This window comes from Lysobacter sp. H21R4 (assembly GCF_015277535.1).
GTDB classification, from domain to species: domain Bacteria; phylum Pseudomonadota; class Gammaproteobacteria; order Xanthomonadales; family Xanthomonadaceae; genus Novilysobacter; species Novilysobacter ciconiae.
Genome location: NZ_CP063772.1, coordinates 2,268,199 through 2,294,261, shown reverse-complemented (window position 1 = coordinate 2,294,261; position 26,063 = coordinate 2,268,199). Strand labels below are relative to the sequence as shown.

27 protein-coding genes are annotated in these 26,063 nt (G+C 68.5%); 17 read left to right on the top strand and 10 right to left on the bottom strand.

The features are described 5' to 3' along the window. Positions 1 to 9: 9 nt before the first annotated feature. From cysQ to INQ40_RS10440, 15 genes are all read left to right on the top strand, one after another. Positions 10 to 807 (top strand): 3'(2'),5'-bisphosphate nucleotidase CysQ, encoded by a 798-nt coding sequence (cysQ, locus tag INQ40_RS10510; RefSeq protein ID WP_194340384.1) that lies wholly within the window; start codon positions 10 to 12, stop codon positions 805 to 807. A gap of 120 nt (positions 808 to 927) precedes the next feature. Beyond that, on the top strand, positions 928 to 1,638 hold the full coding sequence (locus INQ40_RS10505; RefSeq protein WP_043957701.1) for a response regulator transcription factor: 711 nt from the start codon (positions 928 to 930) through the stop codon (positions 1,636 to 1,638). A 16-nt stretch (positions 1,639 to 1,654) separates the two neighbouring features. After that, entirely contained in the window at positions 1,655 to 2,971 is a 1,317-nt protein-coding gene (locus INQ40_RS10500) for a HAMP domain-containing sensor histidine kinase (protein WP_194340383.1), read from the top strand. A gap of 153 nt (positions 2,972 to 3,124) precedes the next feature. After that, on the top strand, positions 3,125 to 4,570 hold the full coding sequence (locus INQ40_RS10495) for an efflux RND transporter periplasmic adaptor subunit (protein WP_194340382.1): 1,446 nt from the start codon (positions 3,125 to 3,127) through the stop codon (positions 4,568 to 4,570). After that, on the top strand, positions 4,567 to 5,265 hold the full coding sequence (locus INQ40_RS10490; RefSeq protein WP_194340381.1) for an ABC transporter ATP-binding protein: 699 nt from the start codon (positions 4,567 to 4,569) through the stop codon (positions 5,263 to 5,265). The genes INQ40_RS10495 and INQ40_RS10490 overlap by 4 nt, the downstream gene beginning before the upstream one ends. Then, a complete protein-coding gene (locus INQ40_RS10485) occupies positions 5,262 to 6,497 on the top strand; it encodes an ABC transporter permease (RefSeq protein WP_194340380.1) in 1,236 nt (411 codons plus the stop codon). Before INQ40_RS10490 ends, INQ40_RS10485 begins: the two co-directional genes overlap by 4 nt. 183 nt (positions 6,498 to 6,680) lie before the next feature. Next, positions 6,681 to 7,571 (top strand): isoaspartyl peptidase/L-asparaginase, encoded by an 891-nt coding sequence (locus INQ40_RS10480; protein ID WP_345776523.1) that lies wholly within the window; start codon positions 6,681 to 6,683, stop codon positions 7,569 to 7,571. A 175-nt stretch (positions 7,572 to 7,746) separates the two neighbouring features. Further along, positions 7,747 to 8,139 (top strand): diacylglycerol kinase, encoded by a 393-nt coding sequence (locus tag INQ40_RS10475; protein WP_194340378.1) that lies wholly within the window; start codon positions 7,747 to 7,749, stop codon positions 8,137 to 8,139. 88 nt (positions 8,140 to 8,227) lie between these two features. Next, positions 8,228 to 8,953: a TerC family protein gene (locus INQ40_RS10470; RefSeq protein WP_194342529.1), complete on the top strand. Its 726-nt coding sequence runs from the start codon at positions 8,228 to 8,230 to the stop codon at positions 8,951 to 8,953. 102 nt (positions 8,954 to 9,055) lie between these two features. Then, positions 9,056 to 9,658 (top strand): LemA family protein, encoded by a 603-nt coding sequence (locus tag INQ40_RS10465; protein WP_194340377.1) that lies wholly within the window; start codon positions 9,056 to 9,058, stop codon positions 9,656 to 9,658. A gap of 180 nt (positions 9,659 to 9,838) precedes the next feature. Continuing rightward, positions 9,839 to 10,705, top strand: a complete 867-nt coding sequence (locus INQ40_RS10460; protein WP_194342528.1) for a TPM domain-containing protein — start codon at positions 9,839 to 9,841, stop codon at positions 10,703 to 10,705. After that, positions 10,674 to 11,225 (top strand): TPM domain-containing protein, encoded by a 552-nt coding sequence (locus tag INQ40_RS10455; protein WP_228481997.1) that lies wholly within the window; start codon positions 10,674 to 10,676, stop codon positions 11,223 to 11,225. Before INQ40_RS10460 ends, INQ40_RS10455 begins: the two co-directional genes overlap by 32 nt. A 64-nt stretch (positions 11,226 to 11,289) precedes the next feature. Then, entirely contained in the window at positions 11,290 to 12,159 is an 870-nt protein-coding gene (lgt, locus tag INQ40_RS10450; RefSeq protein WP_194340376.1) for a prolipoprotein diacylglyceryl transferase, read from the top strand. A gap of 1 nt (position 12,160) precedes the next feature. Further along, on the top strand, positions 12,161 to 12,955 hold the full coding sequence (locus INQ40_RS10445) for a thymidylate synthase (protein WP_194340375.1): 795 nt from the start codon (positions 12,161 to 12,163) through the stop codon (positions 12,953 to 12,955). Further along, entirely contained in the window at positions 12,952 to 13,455 is a 504-nt protein-coding gene (locus INQ40_RS10440) for a dihydrofolate reductase (protein WP_194340374.1), read from the top strand. The genes INQ40_RS10445 and INQ40_RS10440 overlap by 4 nt, the downstream gene beginning before the upstream one ends. A 50-nt stretch (positions 13,456 to 13,505) precedes the next feature. Here the strand turns inward: INQ40_RS10440 and INQ40_RS10435 are convergent, their stop codons facing one another. The 9 genes from INQ40_RS10435 to INQ40_RS10395 form a co-directional block, all read right to left on the bottom strand. Then, on the bottom strand, positions 13,506 to 14,387 hold the full coding sequence (locus INQ40_RS10435; protein ID WP_194340373.1) for a symmetrical bis(5'-nucleosyl)-tetraphosphatase: 882 nt from the start codon (positions 14,385 to 14,387) through the stop codon (positions 13,506 to 13,508). Positions 14,388 to 14,400: 13 nt separating this feature from the next. Then, positions 14,401 to 14,784: a Co2+/Mg2+ efflux protein ApaG gene (gene apaG, locus INQ40_RS10430; RefSeq protein WP_193984347.1), complete on the bottom strand. Its 384-nt coding sequence runs from the start codon at positions 14,782 to 14,784 to the stop codon at positions 14,401 to 14,403. A gap of 72 nt (positions 14,785 to 14,856) precedes the next feature. Then, the gene (gene rsmA, locus INQ40_RS10425) at positions 14,857 to 15,714 is read right to left on the bottom strand and encodes a 16S rRNA (adenine(1518)-N(6)/adenine(1519)-N(6))-dimethyltransferase RsmA (RefSeq protein ID WP_194340372.1); all 858 of its coding nucleotides are present in this window, start codon (positions 15,712 to 15,714) and stop codon (positions 14,857 to 14,859) included. Beyond that, positions 15,711 to 16,697, bottom strand: coding sequence for a 4-hydroxythreonine-4-phosphate dehydrogenase PdxA (gene pdxA / locus INQ40_RS10420; RefSeq protein WP_194340371.1), 987 nt, complete (start codon positions 16,695 to 16,697; stop codon positions 15,711 to 15,713). The genes rsmA and pdxA overlap by 4 nt, the downstream gene beginning before the upstream one ends. Further along, complete coding sequence (locus INQ40_RS10415) at positions 16,698 to 18,047, bottom strand: peptidylprolyl isomerase (protein ID WP_194340370.1); 1,350 nt, start codon at positions 18,045 to 18,047, stop codon at positions 16,698 to 16,700. It lies immediately after the preceding gene. Continuing rightward, positions 18,044 to 20,404, bottom strand: coding sequence for an LPS assembly protein LptD (gene lptD, locus INQ40_RS10410; protein ID WP_345776521.1), 2,361 nt, complete (start codon positions 20,402 to 20,404; stop codon positions 18,044 to 18,046). The genes INQ40_RS10415 and lptD overlap by 4 nt, the downstream gene beginning before the upstream one ends. Positions 20,405 to 20,513: 109 nt before the next feature. Continuing rightward, positions 20,514 to 21,437: a histone deacetylase family protein gene (locus INQ40_RS10405; RefSeq protein ID WP_194342526.1), complete on the bottom strand. Its 924-nt coding sequence runs from the start codon at positions 21,435 to 21,437 to the stop codon at positions 20,514 to 20,516. A 27-nt stretch (positions 21,438 to 21,464) separates the two neighbouring features. Further along, complete coding sequence (locus INQ40_RS10400) at positions 21,465 to 22,019, bottom strand: cob(I)yrinic acid a,c-diamide adenosyltransferase (protein ID WP_193984330.1); 555 nt, start codon at positions 22,017 to 22,019, stop codon at positions 21,465 to 21,467. 9 nt (positions 22,020 to 22,028) lie between these two features. Beyond that, a complete protein-coding gene (locus INQ40_RS10395; RefSeq protein ID WP_194340368.1) occupies positions 22,029 to 22,604 on the bottom strand; it encodes a DUF6580 family putative transport protein in 576 nt (191 codons plus the stop codon). A gap of 41 nt (positions 22,605 to 22,645) precedes the next feature. On the opposite strand from INQ40_RS10395, the gene ubiH reads away from it, so the two are divergent. Continuing rightward, positions 22,646 to 23,974, top strand: coding sequence for a 2-octaprenyl-6-methoxyphenyl hydroxylase (gene ubiH / locus INQ40_RS10390; protein WP_194340367.1), 1,329 nt, complete (start codon positions 22,646 to 22,648; stop codon positions 23,972 to 23,974). After that, positions 23,971 to 25,185: an FAD-dependent oxidoreductase gene (locus INQ40_RS10385; protein WP_194340366.1), complete on the top strand. Its 1,215-nt coding sequence runs from the start codon at positions 23,971 to 23,973 to the stop codon at positions 25,183 to 25,185. The genes ubiH and INQ40_RS10385 overlap by 4 nt, the downstream gene beginning before the upstream one ends. 28 nt (positions 25,186 to 25,213) lie before the next feature. Here INQ40_RS10385 and INQ40_RS13100 read toward each other — a convergent pair whose 3' ends face one another. After that, the gene (locus tag INQ40_RS13100) at positions 25,214 to 25,957 is read right to left on the bottom strand and encodes a hypothetical protein (protein WP_228481996.1); all 744 of its coding nucleotides are present in this window, start codon (positions 25,955 to 25,957) and stop codon (positions 25,214 to 25,216) included. Positions 25,958 to 26,063: the final 106 nt, after the last annotated feature.

Sequence of the window (26,063 nt, the reverse complement as noted above, 5' to 3'; positions counted from 1 at the left end):
GACGAGCGCATGATCGAGCCGGCACTGCGCGAGGGCGTGATCCGCGTTGCCCGTGCGGCCGCTGCGGAAATTCTTAAGGTCTACCGGGGTGAATTCGACGTCGACCACAAGGACGACCGTTCGCCCGTCACCGCCGCCGACCTGGCCGCCCATCGCTGCATCGCGGCGGGGCTGGCGAGTCTGACGCCCGCCATTCCGCTGCTTTCGGAGGAGTCCTCCAGCCACGACATCGCCGAGCGCCGCCGGTGGTCGCGCCTGTGGCTGGTCGATCCGCTGGATGGCACGCGCGAATTCATCAAGCGCAACGGCGAGTTCACCGTCAACATCGCGCTGATCGAAAGCGGGGTCGCCACCTGGGGCGTGATCCAGGCGCCGGCGACCGGCGTGGTGTGGCACGGCGGTGCCGGGTTGGGTGCTTTTCGCCGCGAGAATGGGGGCAGCGACCGTGCGGTGCAGGCGCGGGCCCCGGCCACGCCGCCCCTGCGGGTGGCCGCCAGCCGTTCCCATCGCGACCAGCGCAGCATCGACTTCATCGCCCGCATGGGCGACACGCAGCCGCTGGGCATGGGCTCGTCGCTGAAATTCTGCCTGCTCGCCGAGGGTGAGCTGGACGTGTATCCGCGCTTCGGGCCGACCAGCGAGTGGGACACTGCCGCCGGCCAGGCCATTCTGGAAGGGGCCGGCGGTGGGCTGTTCGATCCGCTGGGACGTCCGTTCCGCTACAACCAACGCGCGAGCCTGCTCAATGGCGGCTTCGTCGCGCTGGGAGATACCGCACTGCCCTGGCAGGAGTGGTGTGGCGGGTGAGCGCGCGTCGCTGAAAGATCCGTTTCGCGACGGTTGGCCCGGTCATCTGTGGCCCCGCCTTCACGCCGTGTAGACCCCTTTGGCGTCAGCCTTCACAAAACTGAAGCCTAGGGGACTTACATGCAGAACACGCAAGACGGCGGACTCGTCCTCATCATTGAAGACAACCGCAATATTTCCGAGATGGTCGGCGAATACCTCGAGAGCAAAGGCTTTGAGGTCGACTTTGCCGCCGACGGGCTGGACGGCTATCGCCTCGCCGCGGAGAACAGCTACGACGTCATCGTGCTGGACCTGATGCTGCCACGCCTGGACGGTCTGGAAGTGTGCAAGCGCCTGCGCGAGGAAGCGCGCAAGTCCACGCCGGTGCTGATGCTGACCTCGCGCGACACCCTGGACGAGAAGCTGACCGGTCTGTCGGCGGGCGCGGATGACTACCTGACCAAGCCGTTCGCCATCCAGGAGCTGGAGGCGCGCCTGCGTGCACTGATCCGGCGCGAGCGCCGCCAGGTGGGCGGGGAGGTGCTCAAGGTGGCCGATCTGGTGCTGGATCCGGCCAGCCTGCGCGTCACCCGTGGCGGCAGCGAGCTGCAGCTCTCGCCGATCGGCCTGCGCCTGCTGACGATCCTGATGCGCGAGTCGCCGAGGGTGGTCAGCCGCCAGGAAATCGAGCGCGAGATCTGGGGCAATGGCCTGCCCGATTCCGACACCCTGCGCAGCCACCTCTACAACCTGCGCAAGACGATCGACAAACCGTTCGACAAGCAACTGCTGCACACCGTGCAGTCGGCCGGCTATCGCGTGGCGGACATCTCGCAGCCGCAGGAATGACGTTGCGGTTGTGTCAATGACTCCCGGGCTGCCGCGGCGGATCAAGCTGGCGTTTTTGCTGCAGGCGGCGCTGGCGAGCATCGTCATTACCGGCGGCGTGCTGCTGACCGGCGTGATCGTGCGCGACAGCGTCATCCAGGAGCGGCTGGACGCCGAGGCGGCGACCTTCTGGGCCGGGCGCGCGAGCAATCCGGCCTACCCCCTGCCGCAGACGGCCACCCTGACCGGCTATCTATCGCCCACGGGCGCCGGAGGGCGGGCGGTGCCGGACTACATGCGCGGGCTGCCCGCCGGACGCCATCGGATCTCCGCACCCACCGTGCCAGGCCCCGGCCGCTCACCCCGGCAGCGCTTTAGCGATGAGGTCGTGCTGGTGGAGACCCGGGGACCGGACACGTTCTACCTGAGTTTCGAGTCCGGCCACATCGATCGCGCGATCGGCCTGACCGGGCTGGTCTCGTTGCTGTTGTCGTTGCTGGCGACGTACCTGGTCACCTGGCTGACCTATCGCACCTCCAAGCGGCTGGTCGCACCGGTCAGCTGGCTGGCGGGCGTGGTCTCGCGCTGGGACCCGCGCGAATCGGACGTGACCGCCATCAAGGCCGGCAGCCTGCCGGCCGAAGCCGGCGTGGAGGTGCAGCAATTGGCCGAGGCATTGGTCGGGCTGGCCGACCGCGTGGCCGAATTTGTCCAGCGCGAGCGCGACTTCACGCGCGATGCCAGCCACGAGCTGCGCACCCCGCTGACGGTGATCCGGGTGGCGACCGACATGCTGCTCGCCGACCCCAACACCTTGCCGGCGACCAGTCGGGCGCTGGCGCGGGTGCAGCGCGCGGGTCGCGACATGGAGGCGGTCATTGACGCCTTCCTGATCCTGGCCCGCGAATCGGATGTGGGCCCGCAGGACCGCGAGTTCGACGTGGGCGAGGTGGTGCGCGAGCAGGTGGAACGCATGCAGCCGCTGCTGGCGGACAAGCCGGTCTCCATCGAGCTGCTCGACGAGGGCGCGCCCAGCGTGGTGGGTTCCCCGCACGTGCTGGCGGTGATGGTCGGCAACCTGCTCAGCAATGCGGCGCACTTCACCAACCTGGGACGCATCCAGGTGCGCATGTCGGCGCAGGAAATCGTGGTGCGTGACAGCGGTATCGGCATGGATCCGGAAACCCTGGCCAAGGCCTTCATGCCTTTCTACCGCGCTGACATCGCCAGCGAAGACCGCAAGGGAATGGGCCTGGCGATCACCTACCGCCTGGGCGAACGGGTGGGTTGGCCGGTGAGCCTGCGCAGCCAGCCCGACAAGGGCACCACGGCGACGATCCGGCTGCTCCCCTGACGCCGCAGCCGCGGGCGTGGCCGGGAGGTCAACCGATGGCCGCCTCGGGCGTTGACGGCTCCATTCCCTGGATTGACGGCGCCACCGATGACTGCAGCGACCAGCAAGAGCACTGACTCCCGCCGGGCCCGGACGTGGCCACGGCGATTGTTGATGGCCGGCGGATTGCTGGCCCTAGTGGTCGCCGGCGTCTACTTCTGGCAGCAGCGTGCTTCCGGGGACGGTGCAGGCGACTACCGCACCGCGACCGCCGAGCGCGGCGACGTGCGGGTGAGCATCTCCGCCACCGGGACGCTGGGCGCGATCTCCACGGTCGACGTGGGCAGCCAGATTTCCGGGCTGGTCACCGAGGTGCTTGCCGACTTCAATGACACGGTGAGCAAGGGGCAGGTGATCGCCCGGATCGATCCAAGCACCTTTGATGCGCAGATCGCGCAGGGCAATGCCGCCGTCCAAGCCGCGCAGGCCAGCCTGGCGACCGCCCGCGCCGCGGCTGCCAACGCCGAAGCCGATTTCCGCCGCAAGACCGAACTGGGCGAGCGCCAGCTGGTGGCGAGCAGTGACATCGACCTGGCGCGCACCGCGCGCGATCAGGCACGCGCTCAGGTGCAGGCGGCACAGGCGCAGATCACCCAGCAGCGCGCATCCACCCGGACCTCGCAGCTCAACCTGGATCGCACCGAGATCCGTTCGCCGGTGGACGGCGTGGTCCTGACCCGCACCGTCGAGCCCGGGCAGACGGTGGCCGCCAGCCTGCAGGCGCCGGTGCTGTTCCAGATCGCCGAGGACCTGTCGAAGATGGAGATCGTGCTGGCCATCGACGAGGCCGACATCGGCCAGGTCAAGACCGGCCAGGGCGTGTCGTTCGGGGTGGATGCGTTTCCGGATCGCCAGTTCCGCGGTAGCGTGCAGCAGGTGCGACTGTCGGCCACCAACACCAACAACGTGATCACCTACCCCGTGGTGGTGGCGGTCGACAACCCCGACCAGATCCTGCTGCCCGGGATGACCGCCAACGCCGAGATCGAGGTGAGCCGGCGCGATGACGTGCTGCGGGTGCCCAACGCGGCGCTGCGTTACAAGCCCGCTGAGGGCGACGCGGCTGCGCCACCGACCGCCACGCGCGCCAGTCCGACCGAGGAACTGCCGCGGATTGCTGCCGCGCTGGAGCTGGACGCCCACCAGCAGGCGGCCTTCGATGAGGCGCTGGCCGGCATGCGCGAGCGCGCCGCCGCCCGCGCCACTGCCGCACCCTCGCGTCCACCCGCCGGCGGACCGCCGATGATGGGCGGCGGGCGCGGCCCAGCCAATGCCGGCGCCGGCAACAGCGGTGCGATGCGCCAGCGGATGCAGGAGCGCTTCACCCAGCAGTTCGCCGCCTTCCGCGAGACCCTCCCGGATGAGAAGAAGGCCCGCTGGGACGGCGAACTGGCCTCGCTGCTCGCCGCCCGTCGCGCGCCGCTGTACCTCCTGGTGGCTGGCAAGCCAAAGCCGATCACCGTGCGCCTTGGCGTCAGCGATGGCAGCTGGACCGAGGTGGCGGGCGATATCGCCCAGGGCGACCAGGTGATCATCGGCAGCGGGCGTCCGGCACGATGAGCACTGCCGTCGCGGTGATCCAGACCCGCGGCCTGGGCAAGGTCTACTCGCCGGGCACCGAGGCCGAGGTGGTCGCTCTGCGCGACGTCGACCTGCGGATCGAGCGCGGCGAATTCGTCGCCATCATGGGTCCATCCGGCTCTGGCAAGTCGACGCTGATGAACCTGCTGGGCTGCCTCGACAGTCCGAGCACGGGCACCTACCACTGCGATGGCGTCGACATCGCCAGCCTGGACGCTGAAGAGCGCGCGCTGCTGCGGCGCGACAAGATCGGATTCGTCTTCCAGGGCTTCAACCTGCTGCCGCGCATGAGCGCGCTGGAGAACGTGGCCATGCCGATGGGCTACGCCAACGTGCCGGCCGCCGAGCGCGCGCAACGTGCCCACGCGGCGCTGGCGGCGGTCGGGCTGGGCAGCCGCGAGCAGCACCGGCCCAGCGAGCTGTCCGGCGGCCAGCAGCAACGCGTGGCGATCGCCCGCGCCCTGATCAACCGGCCGCCGATCCTGCTGGCTGACGAGCCCACCGGCGCGCTGGACAGCAAGACCGGCGAGGAGATCCTGGCGCTGTTCAAGCAGCTTCGCGACGACGACCACACGGTGATCCTGATCACCCATGACCCGGAAGTGGCCGCGCACGCGGACCGCACCTTCGTCATGCACGACGGTGAGCTGCACGAGCAGGGAGCGTCGGCATGAATTTCACCGAGGTCCTGCGGACGGCCATCTTCGCCCTGCGCGGCAACTGGCTGCGCAGCGCGCTGACGTCGCTGGGGGTGATCATCGGCATCGCCGCAGTGATCGTCATGGTGTCGGTCGGCCAGGGCACCCAGGCGCAGATCGACAAGCTGGTGTCCGGGCTGGGGTCCAATCGCCTGGACATCAGCTCCAACTCGGGCCGTGGCGCCGGCGGCGTGCGCATGAGCGCCGGCAGCGCCTACACCCTCACCACCGGGGATGTGGACGCGATCCGCGAGGAGGTGCCGGAGGTCCAGTACGTCGCCGGCACGCTGCGCGGCAGCACCCAGGTCGTGTTTGCCGAGAACAACTGGGCCACCAGCTGGTACGGCGTGCAGCCGGACTATTTCGCGCTGGAGAGCTGGACAATGGCGCTGGGAGAGGAGTTTGACGCGCGCGAATATGGCGGCGGCAGCAAGCCGGTGATCCTGGGCGAGACCGTGCGTCGCTCCCTGTTCGGTGACGAGGACCCGGTCGGACAAAGCGTGCGCATCGGCCGGGTGCCCTTCACCGTGGTCGGCGTACTGGCGTCCAAGGGGCAGGGCGGCTTCGGCCAGGACCAGGACGACGTGATGCTGGTGCCGTTGGAAACCGGTCGGCGGCGGCTGATGGGAGCGATGGGCCTGCCGCCGGGCGCGGTGCAGCAGATCGCGGTCGGGGTCGCGCGCGCGGATGACCTGGCGTGGGCGCAGGAGCAGATCGAATCGCTGCTGCGCCAGCGCCACAAGCTGCAGCCGGGCGCCGACGACGACTTCCGCGTGCGCAACATCGCCGAAATCGTCGAGGCGCGCAGCCAGACCACGCGCCTGATGTCGCTGCTGCTGGCGGCAGTGGCGACCATCTCGCTGATCGTCGGTGGCATCGGCATCATGAACATCATGCTGGTCTCGGTGACCGAGCGGATCCGCGAGATCGGCCTGCGCATGGCGGTGGGTGCCGGACCGTCGGACATCCGCTCCCAGTTCCTCGCCGAGGCGATGCTGATATCGCTGATCGGTGGCGCCGTGGGGATTGCGATCGGGATCGCCGGCGCGCTGCTGGTCGGCAAGTTCGGTGCCCTGCCGGTGGTGCTCAACGCGCAGGTGATCCTGCTCGCGGCCGGGTTCTCCATCGCGACCGGGCTGTTCTTCGGCTACTACCCGGCGCGCAAGGCCTCCCTGCTGGACCCGATCGAGGCGTTGCGCCAGCAGTAGCGCGACGGCTCGCGTTATCCTCATCGCTCTGTCAGCGGGGATCTCGCGATGCGAACCTGTCTTGTATTGCCGGCTCTCGTATTGGGCCTTGCCGCCCCGGCCACCGGAGCGCAGCAGGCGCCAAAGAGTCCGGGTCCGGCCACTCCACGCACCGCTTTGGTGATCCACGGCGGAGCGGGGTACGTGGCCCGCGACGCGCTGAGCGCCGAGGACGAGAAGGCGGCGCGCGCGGATCTGGACGCCGCCCTGGATGCGGGCAATGCGGTCCTCTCCAGCGGCGGTGCCGCACTGGACGCGGTGCAGGCGGCCGTGCACGTGCTGGAGGAGTCGCCGCGGTTCAATGCCGGCAAGGGGGCGGTGTTCAATGCCGAAGGCGGCCACGAACTGGACGCCTCGATCATGGAAGGACACACCCGCCGCGCCGGAGCCGTGGCGGGAGTCACCACCGTGCGCAGCCCGATCGCGCTGGCCCGCGCGGTGATGGAGCACTCGCCGCACGTGATGCTCGCAGGCGCTGGCGCGGAGGCGTTCGCCGATACACGGCCCGAGGTCGAGCGCGTTCCCAACCAGTGGTTCGACACCGACAAGCGGCGGCGTCAGCTGGATGCGGCGCAGCGCAAGGCGCAGGCACGTACCGACGTCGGCGATGAGCCGGGCCGGTACTTCGGCACCGTCGGCGCCGTGGCGCTGGACCGGCACGGCCACATCGCCGCGGCGACCAGCACCGGCGGCATGACCAACAAGAAATGGGGCCGGGTCGGCGATGCGCCGATCATCGGCGCGGGCACCTGGGCCGATGACCGCTGCGGCGTCTCGGGCACCGGCTGGGGCGAGTTCTACATCCGCAATGCGGTCGCCCACGATATCTGCGCCCGCGTGGCCTACCGCGGGGATTTGCTGGCGGATGCGGCGCAGGAGGTGGTCAACACGATTGTCCCCGCAGCCGGCGGAGACGGTGGCGCGATTGCGCTGGACCGGGACGGCAACATCGCCATGCCATTCAACAGCGGGACGATGTTCCGCGCCTGGATCCGGCCCGACGGCAGCCGCGGCGTGGCGATTTTCGAGGACTGACGCCTTGTCGCCAGCGCAGAGACGCAGCCTTGCGACAGGCGCGGAATGGGGCGATGTGGCAGACTTCTGCGCTTGCTGCGGCACTGCCGCGCCCCGGTGCGGATGATGCGCTTGAGTTTGATGACCTGGCCGTGCGTTTCCATTGGTCGCGTTGCACTCCACGTGGGGCGCTGAGGTGGCTGACGGCTACGGCCATGTGCCGCGGGGACCGCGCGGCGTGCTCAAGGCGGGCCAATGGTCGATCCAGGGGCTGAAGGCGGCCTGGCTGCACGAGTCCTCTTTCCGCCTCGAGGTATGCGCGTTCGTGCTGCTGGCACCGATCGCACTCTGGCTTGGAGCCACCGGGGTCGAGAGGGTCCTGCTGGTCGGTACGATGCTGCTGGTCCTGGCCGCCGAGCTCCTCAACTCCGCCATCGAGGCGGTGATCGAGCGCTTTGGCAACCAGTACCACGAGTTGATCGGCCGGGCGAAGGACATGGGATCGGCGGCGGTGTTCGTGCTGATGATGAACGTCCTGATGACCTGGTCGCTGATCCTGGGGCCGCGGCTGATGGCCGGGTTGTCCTGATCCGGCGGGTTGATAGTGCGGCGCTCACCCTCAGTTATTACCCTTGCGCCACGTTCCCCGTCGAACCTAGGAAATCCCCGTGATTGAAATGCTGATGGATCCGGAAGTCTGGATCACCCTGATGACCCTGAGCGCGATCGAGATCGTGCTTGGCATCGACAACCTGGTGTTCATTTCGATCGCCGTGAGCCGCCTGCCGGTGCAGACGCGCGAGAAGGCTCGCAAGCTGGGAATCGCAGTCGCGTGCATCAGCCGCATCCTGCTTCTGCTCGCGTTGGCCTGGCTGGCGGGGCTGAAGACACCGTTGTTCGAGCTGTTCGGCGAAGGCATCTCGGTGCGCGACCTGGTCCTGATCGTGGGCGGCATCTTCCTGCTGGTGAAGGGCACCATGGAGATCCGCGACTCGATCCTGGGGGGCGAGGATTCCGATGGCCTGCCAGCCAAGCCGGTGGCGACCTTCGGCATGGTCCTGGCGCAGATCGCGGTGATCGATATCGTGTTTTCGCTGGACTCGGTGATCGCCGCCGTGGGCATGGCCAACCACACCTGGATCATGGTGGCCGCGATCCTGCTGGCCGTGGTGGTGATGCTGTTCGCGGCCACCCCGCTGGGTCGCTTCATTGACCGCAACCCGCCGGTGAAGATGCTGGCGCTGGCGTTCATCGTCCTGATCGGTGCGTACCTGCTGCTGGACGGCCTCGGCATCCACATTCCCAAGGGCTACATCTACGGCTCGATGGGGTTCTCGGCGCTGGTGGAAGGGCTCAACCTGTGGGCCAAGCGGCGCGCCGTCCTGCGCGAGCTTGGGGAGTAGCGGTCAGCGTAATTGCAGGGCGCCGGTCGCTTCACACCGCGCCCATTGCCCCAACCGTGGCCCGGTGGTGGAATGAGCCATTGACCTGAACGGAGAATTTCCATGCGCATCGTGCTTCTGCTCGTGCTGGCGACCTTGCTCAGCGGTTGTGGTTACAACACCATCCAGCAGAAGGACGAGGCGGTGGATGCGGCCTGGTCGCAGGTCCTCAACGTCTACCAGCGCCGGGCCGACCTCGTGCCGAACCTGGTCGCGACGGTCAAGGGCTACGCGAGCCACGAGCAGCAGGTACTGACCCAGGTCACCGAGGCGCGTGCGCGGGTCGGCAGCATCAAGGTCGACGCGGATGACCCGGCCTCGCTGGAGCAGTTCCAGCAGGCCCAGGGCCAGTTGCAAAGCGCGATCGGCCGGCTGCTGATGGTCAGCGAGAACTACCCGGACCTGAAGGCGGACCAGAGCTTCCTGCAGCTGCAGGCGCAGCTGGAGGGCACCGAGAACCGGATCACCGTCGAGCGCCAGCGCTACATCCAGACGGTGCAGGACTTCAACACCTATATCCGCCAGTTCCCGACCAACCTGACCGCCAAGGTGTTCGGCTACAAGCCCAAGCCCAATTTCACCGTCGACAACGTGCAGGAAATCCAGCGTCCGCCGGAGGTCGACTTCGGCCAGCCCGCGCCGGCCCCCGCGCCCGCCAATGGCTGATCCGGCCTGCGTTTCGCACCTCTCCCCGCCAGCGCTGTTGACATGAACCTGGGTGAGCCAGCGAATCGTCGTACCGACACTGGCATTGCGGATGCCGCGCAGTCGCAGGCGCCCGCCGGGCTGCGCCGGCTCCGCGCGCGGGGGCAGCGGAAGTTCCGTTCGCCTGCATGCCGGGTCTGGATGCTGGCGCTGTTCTTCGCGGCCGGGGTGCTGCACGCACAAACGCTGGCGCCGGTGCCGGCGCTGGACTCGCCCGTGGTCGATACCACCGGCACCATCGACGCGGCGACACGGCAGCAGCTGGAAGCCCAGGCAGTCGCGCTGCGCGATCGCAAGGGCAGCCAGCTGCAGGTGCTGGTCGTGCCCACCACGTCGCCGGAGGACATCGCCCAGTACGCCACCCGCGTCTACGACGAGTGGAAGCTGGGCCGCGGCAAGGTCGATGATGGGGTCTTGCTGATCGTGGCCAAGGCCGATCGCCGCGCCCGCATTGAAGTCGGCTACGGCCTGGAGGGTGCGATCCCGGATGCCACGGCCAGCCGGGTGATCCAGGAGTATCTGGTACCGCACTTCCGGCGTGACGACTATGCCGGCGGAATCGTCGAGGCGACCGCCGCGCTGACCCGCCTGATCGACGGAGAACCGCTGCAGGCGCCGATGGCCGACAACCGCCCGGACGCGGGCGGCGGGAACTGGTTGTTTGCCCTGATGGCCGCCTTCATCGTTGCCCGCGTCGTGGCGGGCATGTTCGGCCGCACACCCAAGCCGATCCGCGGCATGGCGGGAGCGGCCGCGGCAGGCGGGGTTGCGTGGCTGCTGTCCTCCTTGCTGTTAATCGGCGGCATCGGCGCCGTGATGGGACTGGTGCTCGCGCTCGCCGGTTCCGGCGGTGGCGGCTTCGCGCGACGCGGCGGCTTTGGTGGATTGGGCGGCGGCGGCTGGGGTGGCGGTAGTGGTGGATGGGGCGGCGGCATGGGCGGGGGAGGTGGTGGATGGAGCGGCGGTGGCGGCATGAGTGGAGGCGGCGGCGCCTCGGGCAGCTGGTGATGAACTCGATCCCGACCACAGGGGCGTGCTGATGCGCTGGTTCCGGCACCTCTTCCCACCTTCGAGCCGGCGCTGGTTTCCCGACCCGGTGATGGCGCGCATTGCCACGGCAATCGCGGCTGGCGAGCAGCGGCATAGCGGCGAGCTGTGCTTTGCGGTGGAGCCGGCGCTGAAACTTCGGGCGATAGTGGCCGGCGTGAGTGCCCGCGACCGGGCGCGCGAGCTGTTCGGGCAGTTGGGCGTGTGGGACACAAGGGACAACAACGGCGTGCTCCTCTACCTGCTGCTGGCGGAGCACCGGATCGAAGTGGTCGCCGATCGCGGCTTTGACGGCCGGGTTGAACCGGCCCAGTGGCGGCAGGCGTGCGGCTTGATCGAGCAGCACCTGCAGGCCGGCGACGCGGAGGCCGCGATCCTCGGCGGCGTGGATGCGCTTTCGACCTTGGTGGCGGGCGCCTTCCCGGCCATTCCGGGGCAAGCGGACGACAACCAGCTGTCCAATCAGCCGCATCGCCTGTAAATCGCGCCGTCAGCGGCGACAATAGACGGGCGACAGCCCACTTCCAGCGGATACAAGCGACTCAATGATCATCCTGCATCAAATCGACCCGATCGCCCTCAGCCTGGGCCCGCTGGACATCCACTGGTACGGCGTGATGTACCTGCTGGGTTTCGGCATCGCCTGGTGGCTGGGCGTGCGGCGGATCCGCGCCGGGCGCCTGCCGGGAGTGACCGAGCAGGCGTTCGGTGACCTGCTGTTTTACGGAATGCTTGGCGTTGTCCTGGGCGGCCGCATCGGCTATGTGCTGTTCTACGGTTTTGCCGATCTGCTGAAGGATCCGCTGATGCTGCTGCGGATATGGGAGGGCGGCATGAGTTTCCACGGTGGCCTGCTCGGCGTCGCCGCCGCCGGTCTGTGGTGGTCGCGCAAGCAGCACCAGCATTTCTTCGATGTGGCCGACTTTGTCGTGCCGCTGGTGCCGGCCGGCCTGGGTCTGGGCCGGCTGGGCAACTACATCGGTGGCGAGTTGTGGGGCAAACCCACCGGCGCCGACTGGGGCGTCGTGTTTCCGCGGGCGCCGGAATTCGCCGGCTGGAGCGCGGAGCAACTGCAGGCGCAATTCGCCAGCGGGGCGCTGGACCGCTTCGCCCGGCATCCGTCCCAGCTCTATCAGGCGTTCCTGGAGGGTCTGGTGACGTTTTGCGTGGTGTGGTGGTTCTCGCGCAAGCCGAGGCCGCGCTATGCGGTGTTGGGGCTGTTCCTGCTGATGTACGGCAGCTTCCGCTTCCTGGTCGAGTTCGTGCGCGTGCCGGATGTGCAACTGGGCTACCTGGCGTTTGGCTGGCTGACAATGGGCCAAGTCCTGAGCCTGCCGCTGATCGTGCTGGGCCTGTTCGGCCTGTGGCTGTCGCGGCGTTCGCCCACGGTCCAGCCGGCCGCCTCGGGAGCCTGAGATGCGCCAATACCTGGATCTGATGCGCCATGTGCTCGAGCACGGCGATGAAAAATCCGATCGCACGGGCACCGGCACCCGCAGCGTGTTCGGCTGGCAGATGCGCTTTGATCTTGCCGCCGGGTTCCCGCTGGTCACGACCAAGAAGCTGCACCTGCGCTCGATCATCCATGAGCTTTTGTGGTTCCTGCAGGGCGATACCAATATCGGCTACCTGCGCGAGAACCGGGTGCGCATCTGGGACGAATGGGCCGATGAGGCTGGCGAGCTGGGCCCGGTGTACGGCAAGCAGTGGCGGCGTTGGGCGGGAGCGGACGGGATCGAGATCGACCAGATCCAGTGGGTGGTCGACGAGATCCGGCGCAATCCGGACTCGCGGCGGCTGATCGTGTCGGCGTGGAATGTCGCCGAGCTGCCACAGATGGCGTTGATGCCGTGCCACACGCTGTTCCAGTTTTACGTGGTCAACGGCAGGCTCAGCTGCCAGCTCTACCAGCGCAGCGGCGACATCTTCCTGGGCGTGCCCTTCAACATCGCCAGCTACGCGCTGCTGACCCACATGGTGGCGCAGGTGTGCGGGCTGGAGGTCGGCGACTTCGTCTATACCCTGGGCGATGCGCATCTGTACTCGAACCACTTCGAGCAGGCGCGCGAACAGCTGTCGCGGGAGCCGCGCGCACTGCCGCGGCTGGGCCTCAACCCGGAAGTCAGCGGCATATTCGACTTCAGCATCGAGGACATCAGCATCGAGGACTACGATCCGCTGCCCGCCATCAAGGCGCCGGTGGCGGTGTGAGCCCGCCGGTAGTGCTGGTCGCCGCGCTGGATCGCAACGGCGCGATCGGGCGCGACAACGACCTGCCCTGGCGGCTGCCCGACGATCTGAAACGCTTCAAGGCGCTGACCTTGGGCAGGACACTGCTGATGGGGCGCAAGACCGCCGACTCGTTGGGCAGGCCACTGCCCGGACGACGCAATCTTGTATTGACCCGCAGCGGTCGCGCACCGTTTCCCGGCATGGAGGCCGTGGGCAGCGTGGAGGAGGCAATCACCGCCGCGCGAAGCGGGGGAACCGATGCGCTGTGCGTCATCGGCGGCGGTGAGGTCTACGCGCTGTGCCTGCCGATCGCGACGCAGCTGCAGCTGACCCACGTCGACACGGCTGTGGAAGGTGCAGACGCGTTCTTTCCGCCCTTCGACGCGAACAACTGGACCGTCATTTCGCGAGAGTCACACCCGGCCGATGAACGTCACCGGTTCGCGTTCGAGTTCGTCGAGTACGCGCGCGCGCCCTGATCCGCCTTCTCCCGCATCGGCCGCGGCCGGGCGCAGCCACCGGCAACCGCTCAGGACGCCTGCGGCTGCCGCCGTTGCCGTGAGCGGTGACGAGGCCGCGGCGGCGGCGCGGGCTTGTCACGCCCGGCCACCTGCACGACCCGCAACTCGTCGGTGTCCAGCTGCAGGGCGGTGAGTTTGCCGCCCCAGACCGCGCCGGTATCGATCGCATGGACGCCATGGCCGATGAAGAGGTCGAGCGCCGACCAGTGGCCGCAGACGATCTTCAGGTCGCGCTCGGCGCGGCCCGGAACCTCATACCACGGGTACAGGCCCGGCGGCTGGGTGCCGGGGACGCCCTTCTCCTCGTAGGCGATACGGCCCTTGGGGGAGCAGTAGCGCATGCGTGTGAGCAGGTTGATGATCGCGCGATGGCGGTCCATCCCGGTCAACCTGGGATTCCACGCCGGCCCGTCGCCGTACATGTGCCGGAGCAGCTGCCGGTACTGGTCGCCGCGCAGCGCCGCCTCGACCTCGCGGCCGTGCTTTTCCGCCAGTTGCGTGGTCCATTTGGGCGCGAGTCCGGCATGGATCATCATCCAGCCCAGCTCGCGGTCGACGTGCACCATCTCCTGCATCCGCAACCACGTCAGCAGCTCGTCGCGGTCGGGCGCGAACACCACCCGCTGCAGGTCGGCATTGACCTTGCGCTGGTCCTCTTCACGCCGTTCGCCGATGGCCAGCAGCGACAGGTCGTGGTTGCCCAGCACGACGCTGGATTGCCCGCGCAGCGAATGCACCAGACGCAGCGTTTCCAGCGATTGCCCGCCGCGGTTGACCAGGTCGCCACAGAACCACAGCCGATCGCTGGCCGGGTCGAAGCGGATGTGCTCCAGAAGCCGCTGCAACTCGTCGTAACAACCCTGCAGGTCCCCAATCGCCCAGACACTCATGCCAGAGCCGCCATCAGTGCAGGGTTCGCGGGACGGTCAGGGTGAATGCGGGGATCGGCACTTCAAAACTGGTGCCGTCCCGGGTGGCCATGGTGTAGCTGCCTTCCATGGTGCCCAGGTCGGTGTCCAGCATTGCGCCGGAGGTGTATTCAAAGCCCTCGCCGGGGTGCAGCCATGGCTGCTCGCCCACCACGCCGTCGCCCTGGACCCGCTCGACCTTGCCGTTGGCGTCGGTGATCACCCAGCGACGGGAGACCAGTTGCGCCGACTCGTCGCCGGCGTTGCCGATGCGGATCGTGTAGGCAAACAGGAAGTGGCCGTTCGCAGGCTCGGATTGGTCATCCAGGTAGCGCGTGATGACGTCAATGGTGAATGCGGGGCCGCGTCGGTGTTTCATGCAGGACAGTGTAGAGGGTGGCCGCGGCATAGGGGAGCGACGGCGACCGATTCACGCCGCCTCGTGGCCTGATCAGTTCACCAGCGAGTTGGCAAGGCGGACGAAATCGGCCACCGGAATCTGCTCTGCGCGAGCCTGCGGGGAGACGCCCGCCGCTTCCATCGCCGCCGGGTCGCAGATCCGCGAGAGGGCGTTGCGCAGGGTCTTGCGCCGTTGGCCGAACGCATCGCGCACGACGTTGGCGAACACCGTCCGGTCACGCACGCCGATTCCGCTCGCCGGTCGCGGCACAAGGCGCACGAGCGCCGAGTCGACCTTGGGCACCGGATGAAACGCGCCCGGTGGGACAATGAACAGCGCGCTGACCGTGCAGTAGGCCTGCAGCATCACGCTCAGTCGTCCGTAGACCTTGCTGCCGGGCCCGGCAGCCATGCGGTCGACCACTTCCTTTTGCAGCATGAACACCATGTCCGTGATGGCAGCGGCGTGGTCGAGGGCGTGGAAGAGGATCGGCGAGGACAGGTTGTAGGGCAAGTTGCCCACCAGGCGGATGCGTCCGCTGCGGTCGTCGGCCGGCTCGTCGCCGGACGGTCCGGCCTCGGCAGCCAGCGCGGTGAAGTCGACCTGCAGCACGTCGCGATGGATGACCTCCAGATGGCCGTGCTCTTGGGCCATCTCCGTCAGTGGCCCGACCAGGTCGCGATCGAACTCGATAACGGTCAAGCGGCCGTGGCGGTCCAGCAGCGGGAAGGTCAACGCGCCCTGGCCCGGACCGATCTCGACCAGCCGGTCGCCGGGCTGGGGATTCACCGCCTGCACGATCTTGTCGATGACCGAGCGGTCGTGGAGGAAGTTCTGGCCCAGGTGCTTCTTGGCCGGACTGGAGAAGGCCGAGCCGAACGGGCGGGCCGGGCTTTTGGGTGAACTCATCGGGGCATTATGGCGGTGCGGGCGCGCGCCATGCGAGCGCAGGTGGCGGCGGCGGCGATCAGGCTGGATGGATCGGCGGTGCCTTTCCCCGCCAGATCGAGCGCGGTGCCGTGGTCGACGGCCACGCGCGGGTAGGGCAGTCCCAGGGTGATGTTCACCGCGTGCTCGAAACCGCTGAACTTCAGCACCGGCAAACCCTGGTCGTGATACATCGCCAGCACGGCGTCATAGCGCTTCAGCCGTCCAGGCAGGAAGGCGGTGTCGGCCGGCAGCGGCCCTTCCAGGGACATGCCCTCGGCGCGCAGGACCGCCAGCACCGGTTCGATGACGGCGATCTCCTCGTGGCCCAGATGTCCGGCCTCCCCGGCGTGGGGATTCAGGCCGAGTACGGCGATGCGTGGCTGGTCGATGCCGAAGTCGGTCCGCAGCGCGGCATGGACGGTGCGCAGGGTGGCGCTCAAGGATGCGGGCGTGATCGCGTCGGCGACCTCGCGCAGGGGCAGATGGGTGGTGGCCAGCGCCACGCGCATCGTCGGGTTGGCCAGCATCATCACCACGCCGCATCGGGCCTGCTCGGCCAGCAGCTCGGTGGTGCCGGTGTAGGGAATCCCGCCGTCGTTGATCACCGCCTTGTGCACCGGGCCAGTCACCAGGCCGTGGCAATCGCCGCGAAGGCAGTGGGCTGCAGCGGTATGCAGCGCATCGATGACCGCGCGCGCATTGGCCGGAGCTGGCTGGCCGAATGCCACGTCGACCGCATTGGGAATGGGGTGCAGGGCGAGCTCGCCGGCGCGGCCCTGATCATCCTCGGGCGCGACCAGGTGCAGCGGGAGCTTGAGGGCGTCGGCGGCGGCCCGCAGGGTCTGCGGATCGCCAAAAGCCGTCATCTCATAGGAGCGTGCGGTCTGGACCAGCCGCACGCAGAGCTCCGGCCCGACGCCGGCCGGTTCTCCCGGGACCAGCGCGAGCCGCAGCGGAGTCAATCAGTTCCCGCTGGTATCGCGGGTGCCGTCAGCACCCTCGCCGGCGTCGCTGTCTCCGGCGCCGGCGACGGTACGGAAGTCGACGAACGCCTCGCCGCGCATCTCGCGCAGGAACCGGTTCCATTCGTCTTCCAGCTTGCGCCGGCCGATCGTCTCGCGGACCTGGTCGCGCTGGGACGTGTCGCCAACATCGCTCTGGCGCGTGCCGACTCGCTTGACGATGTGCCAGCCGGCTTGGGTGCGGAAGGGTGACGAGATCGCGCCATCATCGAGCTTGGCCACTTCGGCGCCGAAATCGGGACCGAACTGATCACGGGCGAACCAGCCCAGATCGCCGCCGCGGGCCTGTGAACTCGGATCCTGCGACTCCTCGCGGGCGAGCGCGGCGAAATCCGCGCCACCGAGGAGGCGGGCATGCAAGGTGTCGGCCTTGGCTTTCGCCTCCGCCGCCCCCGTGTTTTCGTCAACGCGGATCAGGATGTGGCTGGCGTGGTACTGGGTGACCATGCTGGGCGCGGCCTGCGACGCATCGCGGCTCTCCACCACCTGCAGCATCTGGAAGCCGCTGGGACCACGGATCGGCTCGGTGACCTGGCCCGGGCTCATGTTGCGCACCATCTCGGCGAACGCCGAGGGGATCTCGTCGCTGCTGCGCCAGCCCAGGTCACCGCCCTCAAGGGCGTTGGGGCTGTCGGAGTAGCGCACCGCGGCGGCCGCGAAATCCATCTCGCCGCGCTTGATCAGCGCCTGCACCCCTTCGATCTTGGATTGGGCCGTGGCGATCTGCTCGGGAGTGGCGCCTTCGGGCACCGCCACCAGGATGTGGGCCAGGTGGTACTGCATGCCCGAACCCTGCTGGGCGGCGAGCGCGGCATCGACCTCGGCGTCGCTTACGGAAATCTGCGACTGCGCCAGGCGCTGGCGCAAACGCTGCACCAGCAGCTCATCGCGAATGGACTCGCGGAACTGGGGCAGCGAGGTGCCATCGCGGGCCAGCTGGGCGGCGAGCTGGTCGACGCTGACCTGGTTCTGCGCGGCGATGGCATTGATGGTCTGCTCGACCTCCTGGCTGCTGACCTTGACCCCGGTGCTGTTGGCACGGGCGATCTGCAGCTTGAGCAGCACCAGCCGCTCGGCCACCTGGCGCTCGAGCACCTCCGGTGGTGGCAACTGCTCGGTGCGGCCCGCGTACTGGGCGCGGATGTTCGCCACCGCCCGGTCCAGCTCGCTTTGCAGGATGACGTCCTCGTCAACCACCACCGCGATGCCGTCAATGGGCGCAGGCTGTTGCGCAAACGCAGGCGCAAGCAGCAGCGCGCCGGCCAGGAGAGACGCGAATAGTTTCTTCATGGGATTTGATCGAGGGAGTTGTCGAAATCGTCGTCTTCCACGGAGGAAGGCGGCACAAGATAGAGATCATCACGATCGTAGCCGAGGATAGCACGGCTCAAAATCGTCTCGGTTTTCTGGCCCGCCGAGCCCAGGCCCTTGAGTTCGAACTCCACCCGCAGCGAATCATCCAGGTCGCCGTTGCGCTCGCGCACGTAGCGGCGGGCGATCAGGCGCACGGCCATGCAGCAGCTTTCCCACTGCACGCCGGCGATGGATTCCAGCAGTTTGCGGTCGTCGATGGCGTAGTAATAGCGGCCGACCACGCTCCAGGTCTGGTTGATCGGGTACAGGAACGAGAAGTCCGCCTGCTCGGTCAGATCGCGCCGGTAGCGGTAGCCCAGGTTGACCACGCCCTTGTCGCCGATCAGGTAGCGCGTGCGGATGCTGGCGAGGTCCTGGCGACGGTACTTGGGATCCCACTGGTAGGCCATGTTGATGCTCCAGCGCTTGGTGGGCGAGATGCCCACGTCTGCCACCCACGCCGACTTGCCCTGCTCCACGGCGGTCTCGCCGGGCACGACCACGCGGCTGTCGTCGAAGTACTGGATCTGGCCGAGGCTGGCGGACAGGCGCTCGCGCCCGTTCGCGTCGTTGATGAAACGCGTGGTCAGCGCGGTGGTCAGCTGGTTGGCGTCGATCTGCCGGTCCGGCCCGGTGTAGCGGTTGTCGCGGAACAGCTGGCCCCAGCTGAAGGTCATCGGGTTGGTGTCGAAACGCGGCAGCCCGTTCTGGTCGCGGTACGGCACGTTCAGGTAGTAGAGCCGCGGCTCCAGTGTCTGCGTGTAGGTGTCCTTGCCGAAACTGACCTTGCGGTCGAAGAACATGCCGGCGTCTAGCGAGGCGATCGGCAGGCTGCGGCTCGGGGTGGCGTCGCCGCCATTGGCTGCCGCCAGGGTGTCGTCGAGATCGTAGGCGGTGTAACGCCACGCCAGCTTGGGCGTCACGTACCAGCTCGAGCCCTCCAGCGGCATGCTGACATAGGGCTTCAGATCGATCCGGCTGCCCTCGTTCTGGACCTTGTGGCGGAAGCGGACGGCCTCGGCGTTGATCCCCGCCTCGAACCACGTTCCGATGGGTTGCGACCAGTTGAGGAACGCACGCGGCAGACGGTCATACGTCAGGTTGGCCTCACTCAAGGTGTAGTCGGCCAGCTGCGCGTGGTCGGCCATCAGGCCGGCGTCCCAGCGCTGGCCGATCCCGTAGATCCCGGCGGTGCTGACGATCTGCCAGGTGGACAGGCCGTACAGCGTGTTGCTGAAATCTTCCAGGTAGTGGGTGTCACTGACCCAGCCCAGATTGGCCTGGGCACGCCAACCGCCGCCGAGGCTGTGCTGGCCGTGAAACTGGAACTGGCCGCGATTGTCCACCGGCAGGGTGGCGCCAGGGATCGGATTTCCGAACGGATCCTCCAGGTAACGGTAGGGCTCGTTCTCCGCCAGTCGGTCCTTGGGCATCCAGTCACCCGACAGTTCGCCGCTGCCGCCGGCGTACAGCCAGCGGAATTCACCGCCCAGTTGCACGCCGCGCTTGCTCATCCAGCGCGGGGTCAGGGTCGCATCGTAGTTCGGCGCCAGGTTCAGGTAGATCGGCTGGCGCCAGTCGAAGCCGTTGCGGCCGGACAGCTTCACCGCCGGGTACAGCAGCCCGGTGCGGCGCTGGTCGTCGATCGGGAACATCAGCCACGGAACGTAGAGGATCGGCACGCGGCCGACCCGGACCACGGCGTTGCGTGCAACGCCCGTTCCTTTCTCGGTGTCGAAGTCGATCCGCTTGGCCTGCAGCTCCCAACTGCGCTGCGATGGCGGACAGGTGGAGTAGGTGGAACCGACCAATGAGCCGCTGTCACCCTGGATATCGATGCGTTCCGCGCCGCCATTGCCGCGCTGCTCGATCAACTGGTAGCGCAGGTCTTCGATCGTGTGCGTGTCCGCGTCCTGGTCGCCGTGGGCGCGTTCGGCGACGATCCGCATGCCCGAGTCCTGGTAGCGCACGCTGCCATCGGCGACGTAGGTGCCGTCATCACTGCGGTAGCTCAGCCGGTCGGTACCGAGGAACTGGTCGCCGCGGCGCAGGGCGACGTTGCCCTGGAAGACCGTGTTGTCGGTCTCGCTGGCATTGAGCGCATCACCGGAGATGTCGGTGGGCTGGTCGATGCGGGCGCCATCCAGTCCGCCCGGCGCGGGCGCGTCGTCGAACGCGGGTACCGCGTCCTCCAGCGGACACAGGCTCCAGTCCTCCGACGCCCGGGCGGAGAAGGCCGGCAGTGCCAGGGCGATGCACATCGATAACGGAAGCAGGTGGAGGCGGTTGCGCACGCGGCGATCCGGTAGGCATGGAGCGGCCGCTAGCTTGCCGCATCGCCCGGAGCGCGGCAACGCCGCGTTGCAATCCGGCGCAGGCGCGCCGTTCATGTTGCGTCTGTCCTCAAGCGTGCAGCAGCACATCGACGTGGACCAGGACGCACTCGCGCAGCGCCTGCAGATCGTAGCCACCTTCCAGCATCGAGACGAGGCGTCCCTCGGCATGCCGATCCGCGACTGCGGCCAGTTCCCGGGTCAGCCAGGCGAAGTCGTCGGCATCCAGTTGCAGGTCGGCCAGCGGGTCGCGGCGGTGCCCATCGAAACCGGCCGAGACCAGCACGAGCTGGGGCCTGAAGGCATTCAGCGCGGGCAGCAGGTCGCCGGACCACATTCCACGGAATGCGCCGCTTCCGGTCTGCGGGGCCAGTGGCCGGTTGAGCACGTTGCCGATGCCGACGTCGCCGGCCGCGCCGGTGCCGGGGAACAACGGCGACTGGTGGGTCGAGAGGTAGAGCACGCGCGCGTCGGAGGCGAAGATCGCCTCGGTGCCGTTGCCGTGATGCACATCGAAGTCGACGATGGCCACCCGCGCCAGGCCGTGGACCTCAATCGCGTGCTCCGCGGAAACGGCGATGTTGTTGAACAGGCAGAAACCCATCGCCTGCGCCGCTGTTGCGTGGTGGCCCGGCGGGCGAACGGCGCAGAACGCACGTCGCGCCGGCCCGCCCATGACCGCGTCCACGGCTTCGATGCCGGCGCCGGCCGCGTGCAGGGCCGCGTCCGCGGAGCCCGGGCTGAGCACCGTCTCCGCATCGATGTGCAGAGTGTCGTGGGCATCCTGGAAACGGCTGTCGAGCACGAGGGCCACCAGGTCGGCGCGATGCACGCGCATCACCTCGGCGCGCGTCGCGGCACGCGGATGGTTCCAGCGCTCCTCCGGCCACTGCGTGGAGATCGCGTCCACCACCGCCTGCAGGCGGGCCGGGGCTTCGGGGTTGCCAGGCCCGGGTCGATGGTCCAGGCAGGCCGGGTGGGTGTACAGGCGCAGGCGTGGTGCGCGGGCGCTCACTGCCGATCAGCCCTTGCGGCGTTCGTGGTTCCAGACCACTTCGCCGTGACCGCTGCCGCGGGCAAGCACCCGCGCCAGCACGAACAGCAGATCCGACAGTCGGTTCAGGTAGCGGATGGCCTCGGGACGGACCGGCTCCTCGCGCGCGAGGGTGACCGTTTCGCGCTCGGCGCGGCGGACCACCGTGCGCGCGATGTGGCAACGCGCGCCGGCCTCGCCGCCGCCGGGCAGGATGAACTCCTTCAGCGGCGGCAGGTCCTCGTTGAACGCGTCCAGATGCTGTTCCAGGCGGTCCACGTCCGCGGCGGTGATCGCCGCGTGGCCGGGGATGCAGAGTTCCCCGCCCAGGTCGAACAGTTGATGCTGGATCGAGACCAGCAGGTCGCGTATCGCATCCGGCACTTCCACCGCGAGCAACAGGCCGATGGTGGAATTGGCCTCGTCGATCGTGCCGTACGCGTTGACCCGCGCCGAGTCCTTGCCGGTCCGGCTGCCGTCGCCCAGGCCGGTGCTGCCATCGTCACCGGTGCGGGTGTAGATCCGGGAAAGCCGGTTGCCCATGGCGCCGGCTCAGACCGTTTGCGGGCGCAGCGAAGGCACGCGCGAGCGCAGCAGTTCGAAACCGCCAAACAGGACCGCCGAGTAGAACAGCGTTCCCAACACGCTCCACTTGAAGAACGGAATGCCGGCGACGTAGGCGGCGGTCAGCCCGGCGATCGTCTTGGGATACATCGCATCGAAGGCGAACACGCTGAAATTGGTGACCAGGAAGAACAGGATTGACCCGGCGAGCGAGTAGCCCAGCACCGAACCGCCACTGACCTTGCCGCGCATACCGAAGCCCATCACGGTGGTCAGCACGATGCAGCCGTAGACCACCCAGATGCCGGCGCCGCTGAACCAGCTGGCATACAGGCCGCCGTTGACCCCTGCCAGGACCAGGTCGGACACGAACAGGCCGATCAGGGGCACCAGCATTGCCCAGCTGCGGTTGGCGAAATACGCGCCGCCAAACAGGGCGATCGCGGTGATCGGCGAGAAATTGGGCGGGTGGGGCAGTACCCGGGTCAGCGCGGCAAGCACGATCAGTGCGACGAGCACGAGCGGGCCGGCGGTCAGCAGGGAGCGGGAGGCGGAATTTTTCATCGTGGCTGGGTGTGGAACGACGGAGCCGTTAGCATAGCGCAATGGCCGCATCGTCCCGATCTCCCGAATCCGCACCCCGTTCCGGCAACGCTGCATTCGCCTCCGGGGGTTCCGCGGACGGCACCCCGGCCGAGCCGGTCATCCATGACGTTCTCATCATCGGCGGCGGTCTGGTCGGCTCCAGCCTGGCCATCGCGCTGGAGCCGCTGGGGATCACTGTCGGGCTGGTCGAAGCGGTCGCGCCGGGCCCGTCTGATGCCAGCGTGTTCGACCAGCGCAACCTCAGCTTTGCCGAGGCGACGGTCAACGCGCTGACCGCGCTGGGCGTGATGCAGGAGCTTGCCGCGGCGGGCGGACCGATCAGGCGGATCCATGTCAGCCGTCGGGGTGATTTCGGGCGCAGCGTCCTGGAAGCCGCCCACCACGGTCGCAGCGAATTCGGCCGGGTGGTCGTCGCGCGCGACTTTGGCGATGCGCTGGGGAAACGCCTGGCCGGTCTGCAGCGGGTGCGCCGGTACCGCCCTGCGCGCTTCCTGGGGTTCGCCGACACCGCCCACAGTGGCTGCCGGGCCGTGCGGTTGGCCGACGCGGACGGCGAGCGCACCGTGCTGGCGCGTCTGGTGGTGGGCGCCGACGGCACCCGCAGCGCCGTGCGCGGCGCCCTGGGCATCGGCACCAGCGAACACGACTACCGGCAGACACTGTTCGTCACCCGCCTGCGCACCGACCGCGCCCCCGACGGCACCGCCTATGAGCGCCTCGGCGATGACGGCCCGACCGCGCTGCTGCCACGCGGTGATCGCCACTACGGCCTCGTCCACGGGGTCGCGCGCGAAGACGCCGAGGCGGTCGCCGCCCTGGATGAAGCCGGTTTCCTGCAGCGCGTGCAGGAGGCCTTCGGCTGGCGCGCGGGGCGGTTCCTGTCCTGCGGTCCGCGGGTGGCCTATCCGCTGGTACGCGTGCTGGCGGATCGAACCGTCGCTGAGCGCGCTGTGCTCGTCGGGAACGCCGCCCAGACCATTCACCCGCTGGGCGCCCAGGGATTCAACCTGGGACTGCGGGATGCCCTGACGCTTGCCGAGTTGATCAGCAAGGCACGCGACGCCTCCGCAGCAGTCGATTGCGGTGACGCCGAGCTGCTGTCCGCTTATGTCGCTGCTCGCGCAGACGACCGGCGGCGCACACTGGAATTCTCCGATGGTCTGGCGCGCGTGACCGCCAACCCCTCCGACCTGCTCCGACCGCTGCGCAGCATCGGCCTGCTCGCGATCGACCGCTTGCCCTCGCTGCAGGCCGAAGTGGTGGCGGGCGCCCTGGGCTACCGGGCCGACGTGCCCGCGCTGTGCCGTCCGGACGGACTGCGGCCATGAGCCGGCGCGGCGTCCTGGATGCGGTGGTGGTCGGTGCCGGGGTGGTGGGCGCCGCGGCGGCACTCGGCCTCGCCCGGCAGGGCTTGCAGGTGGCGCTCGTCGAGGGTCGCGAGCCCGCGCCGTGGCGCCACGATGTACCGGACCTGCGCGTGTTCGCCGTCGCGCCCGACAACATCGCGCTACTGGAGCAACTGGGCGTATGGGAGGCGATTCGCAGCGCCCGGTCTCAGCCGTATCGGCGCATGCAGGTCTGGGACGCGGCCGGCGGCGGCACGCTGGACTTCGACGCCGACCGCCTGGGTCGCCGCGAGCTGGGCTGGATCCTGGAGAACGGCCTGCTGATCGATCGCCTGTGGAAGGCCGCGCTGGACGCGGGGGTGGCACTGCATTGCCCCGACAAGGTCACCGCGCGGGAGCACAGCGAGGACGGGCGCAGCGAGGTGCTGACGCTGGGCTCGGGCGAGCGCTTGCGGGCGCGGCTGGTGGTGGCCGCTGACGGCGCGGATTCCCATTTGCGGCAGATGGCGGGCATCCACGCTCCTCGCCACGATTACGGCCAGCGCGGCCTGGTCGGTTTCGTCCTCCACAGTCGATCGCACCAGTCGACCTGCTGGCAGCGCTTTCTCCCCGGCGGGCCGCTGGCATTCCTGCCCTTCGCCGACGCCGATGACGGGACCCCGCGCAGCTCGATTGTCTGGAGCCTCCCGGACGCGGACGCCGAGCGCCTGCTGGCGGTCGATGACGCGGCCTTTCTGGTCGAACTCTCGCGTGCCTTCGATGGGCCTCTGGGCGAGCTGACCGGTGTCTCGCGCAGGGCGGCGTTTCCGCTGCGGCGGCAGCTGGCGGGCACGCAGCTCAGTGGGCGGATGGTGTTGGTGGGCGATGCCGCGCATGCGGTCCATCCACTGGCCGGTCAGGGCGTGAATCTGGGTCTGCGCGACATCAGTGCGCTGTTGACAGCCCTGCAACCGTCGACGCGGCGCGGTCCCGCCCACCCGCACGACGATATCGGTGCCACGCACCGGTTGAGCCGTTGGAACCGCCAGCGGCGCAGTGACGCGACTGCATCGGCCTATGCGTTCGAAGCGATCAACCGCGTCTTTTCCAACGACGCGCTGGTACCGACCCTGTTGCGCGGCCATGCGCTCGCTTTCGCCGGACGCGTGCCGCCGTTGACGCGCGCCCTGTGGCGCCACGCGGCCGGGCTTTAGGGCATCCGGCCACGCGGCGCTGACCGCATCAGCGCTTCCAGCCTTCCAGCTCCTTCCTGCTTAGCTTGCCGTCGTGGTTGTTGTCCACCGCGCGGAACTCGGCGGTGAGGGTGGAGTTGGACGCCGCCTCCGTGGAACTGATCGCTCCGTCGTGGTTGCTGTCCATGCGATCGAAGTCGACGGTGTAATCGCCCACGATGGAATCCGCCGGTGCCGATACGACTGTCACGTCCGGCTCAAGCGACGTGGCCATCGGCTCAGACGACGGCAGCCCGGCATCGGGCCGGGTGGCGGCATCCTCGGCGGCCGCGGCAGCAGCGGCCGCGTTGGCCGCCGCATCGGCCGAGAGGTTGCCGGCGAGCTCGGCCTTGGTCGCGGCGTCGCGGGCTTCCATGACGGCGCGCTTGGGCTGGTTGCCGACATCCGCCGCGGTCTTCGCTCCGAGCGCTTCGTTGGCCGCATGCCCGGCGAAGTCGGACGCCTGGTCCGCTTCGTGCGCCGAGCGGTCGGCCACGGCGGCGGCATCGGAGGCGATGGCGGCGCCATCGGCAGTGGCGACATTCGCCTGCACGCCGCGGGCGTGTCGGGCCGCTTCGCGCGCGGCCTCGGCATGCTCGCGCGCGGTGTGGGCATCATCGACCGCCTGTTCGGCGGCTTCCGCCGCGTCGACCTTGGATTTGGGATCCAGCCGGGCATCCTGTGCACCCGCCGTGGCGGATGCGCCCAGCGCCATTGCGAGGGCCAGGCCGAGCAGGGTCGCTTGCGTTTTCATGGTGCCACCTCACAGTCTGCGGGGGAGGCAAAAAGCGTGCGGCGGGCCAAGTTAATCCGACGTCAAATCGGCAGGGGTTGGCTGAACCTGGCGTATGGACAGCGCG

Bases quoted from the DNA above. Each gene is read 5' to 3' on its own strand.
- cysQ (WP_194340384.1), top strand. From the start codon at position 10: ATGATCGAGCCGGCACTGCGCGAGGGCGTGATCCGCGTTGCCCGTGCG.
- INQ40_RS10505 (WP_043957701.1), top strand. From the start codon at position 928: ATGCAGAACACGCAAGACGGCGGACTCGTCCTCATCATTGAAGACAAC.
- INQ40_RS10500 (WP_194340383.1), top strand. From the start codon at position 1,655: ATGACTCCCGGGCTGCCGCGGCGGATCAAGCTGGCGTTTTTGCTGCAG.
- INQ40_RS10495 (WP_194340382.1), top strand. From the start codon at position 3,125: ATGGCCGGCGGATTGCTGGCCCTAGTGGTCGCCGGCGTCTACTTCTGG.
- INQ40_RS10490 (WP_194340381.1), top strand. From the start codon at position 4,567: ATGAGCACTGCCGTCGCGGTGATCCAGACCCGCGGCCTGGGCAAGGTC.
- INQ40_RS10485 (WP_194340380.1), top strand. From the start codon at position 5,262: ATGAATTTCACCGAGGTCCTGCGGACGGCCATCTTCGCCCTGCGCGGC.
- INQ40_RS10470 (WP_194342529.1), top strand. From the start codon at position 8,228: ATGCTGATGGATCCGGAAGTCTGGATCACCCTGATGACCCTGAGCGCG.
- INQ40_RS10465 (WP_194340377.1), top strand. From the start codon at position 9,056: ATGCGCATCGTGCTTCTGCTCGTGCTGGCGACCTTGCTCAGCGGTTGT.
- INQ40_RS10460 (WP_194342528.1), top strand. From the start codon at position 9,839: ATGCTGGCGCTGTTCTTCGCGGCCGGGGTGCTGCACGCACAAACGCTG.
- lgt (WP_194340376.1), top strand. From the start codon at position 11,290: ATGATCATCCTGCATCAAATCGACCCGATCGCCCTCAGCCTGGGCCCG.
- INQ40_RS10445 (WP_194340375.1), top strand. From the start codon at position 12,161: ATGCGCCAATACCTGGATCTGATGCGCCATGTGCTCGAGCACGGCGAT.
- INQ40_RS10435 (WP_194340373.1), bottom strand. From the start codon at position 14,387: ATGAGTGTCTGGGCGATTGGGGACCTGCAGGGTTGTTACGACGAGTTG.
- apaG (WP_193984347.1), bottom strand. From the start codon at position 14,784: ATGAAACACCGACGCGGCCCCGCATTCACCATTGACGTCATCACGCGC.
- rsmA (WP_194340372.1), bottom strand. From the start codon at position 15,714: ATGAGTTCACCCAAAAGCCCGGCCCGCCCGTTCGGCTCGGCCTTCTCC.
- INQ40_RS10415 (WP_194340370.1), bottom strand. From the start codon at position 18,047: ATGAAGAAACTATTCGCGTCTCTCCTGGCCGGCGCGCTGCTGCTTGCG.
- INQ40_RS10400 (WP_193984330.1), bottom strand. From the start codon at position 22,019: ATGGGCAACCGGCTTTCCCGGATCTACACCCGCACCGGTGACGATGGC.
- INQ40_RS10395 (WP_194340368.1), bottom strand. From the start codon at position 22,604: ATGAAAAATTCCGCCTCCCGCTCCCTGCTGACCGCCGGCCCGCTCGTG.
- ubiH (WP_194340367.1), top strand. From the start codon at position 22,646: ATGGCCGCATCGTCCCGATCTCCCGAATCCGCACCCCGTTCCGGCAAC.
- INQ40_RS10385 (WP_194340366.1), top strand. From the start codon at position 23,971: ATGAGCCGGCGCGGCGTCCTGGATGCGGTGGTGGTCGGTGCCGGGGTG.
- INQ40_RS13100 (WP_228481996.1), bottom strand. From the start codon at position 25,957: ATGAAAACGCAAGCGACCCTGCTCGGCCTGGCCCTCGCAATGGCGCTG.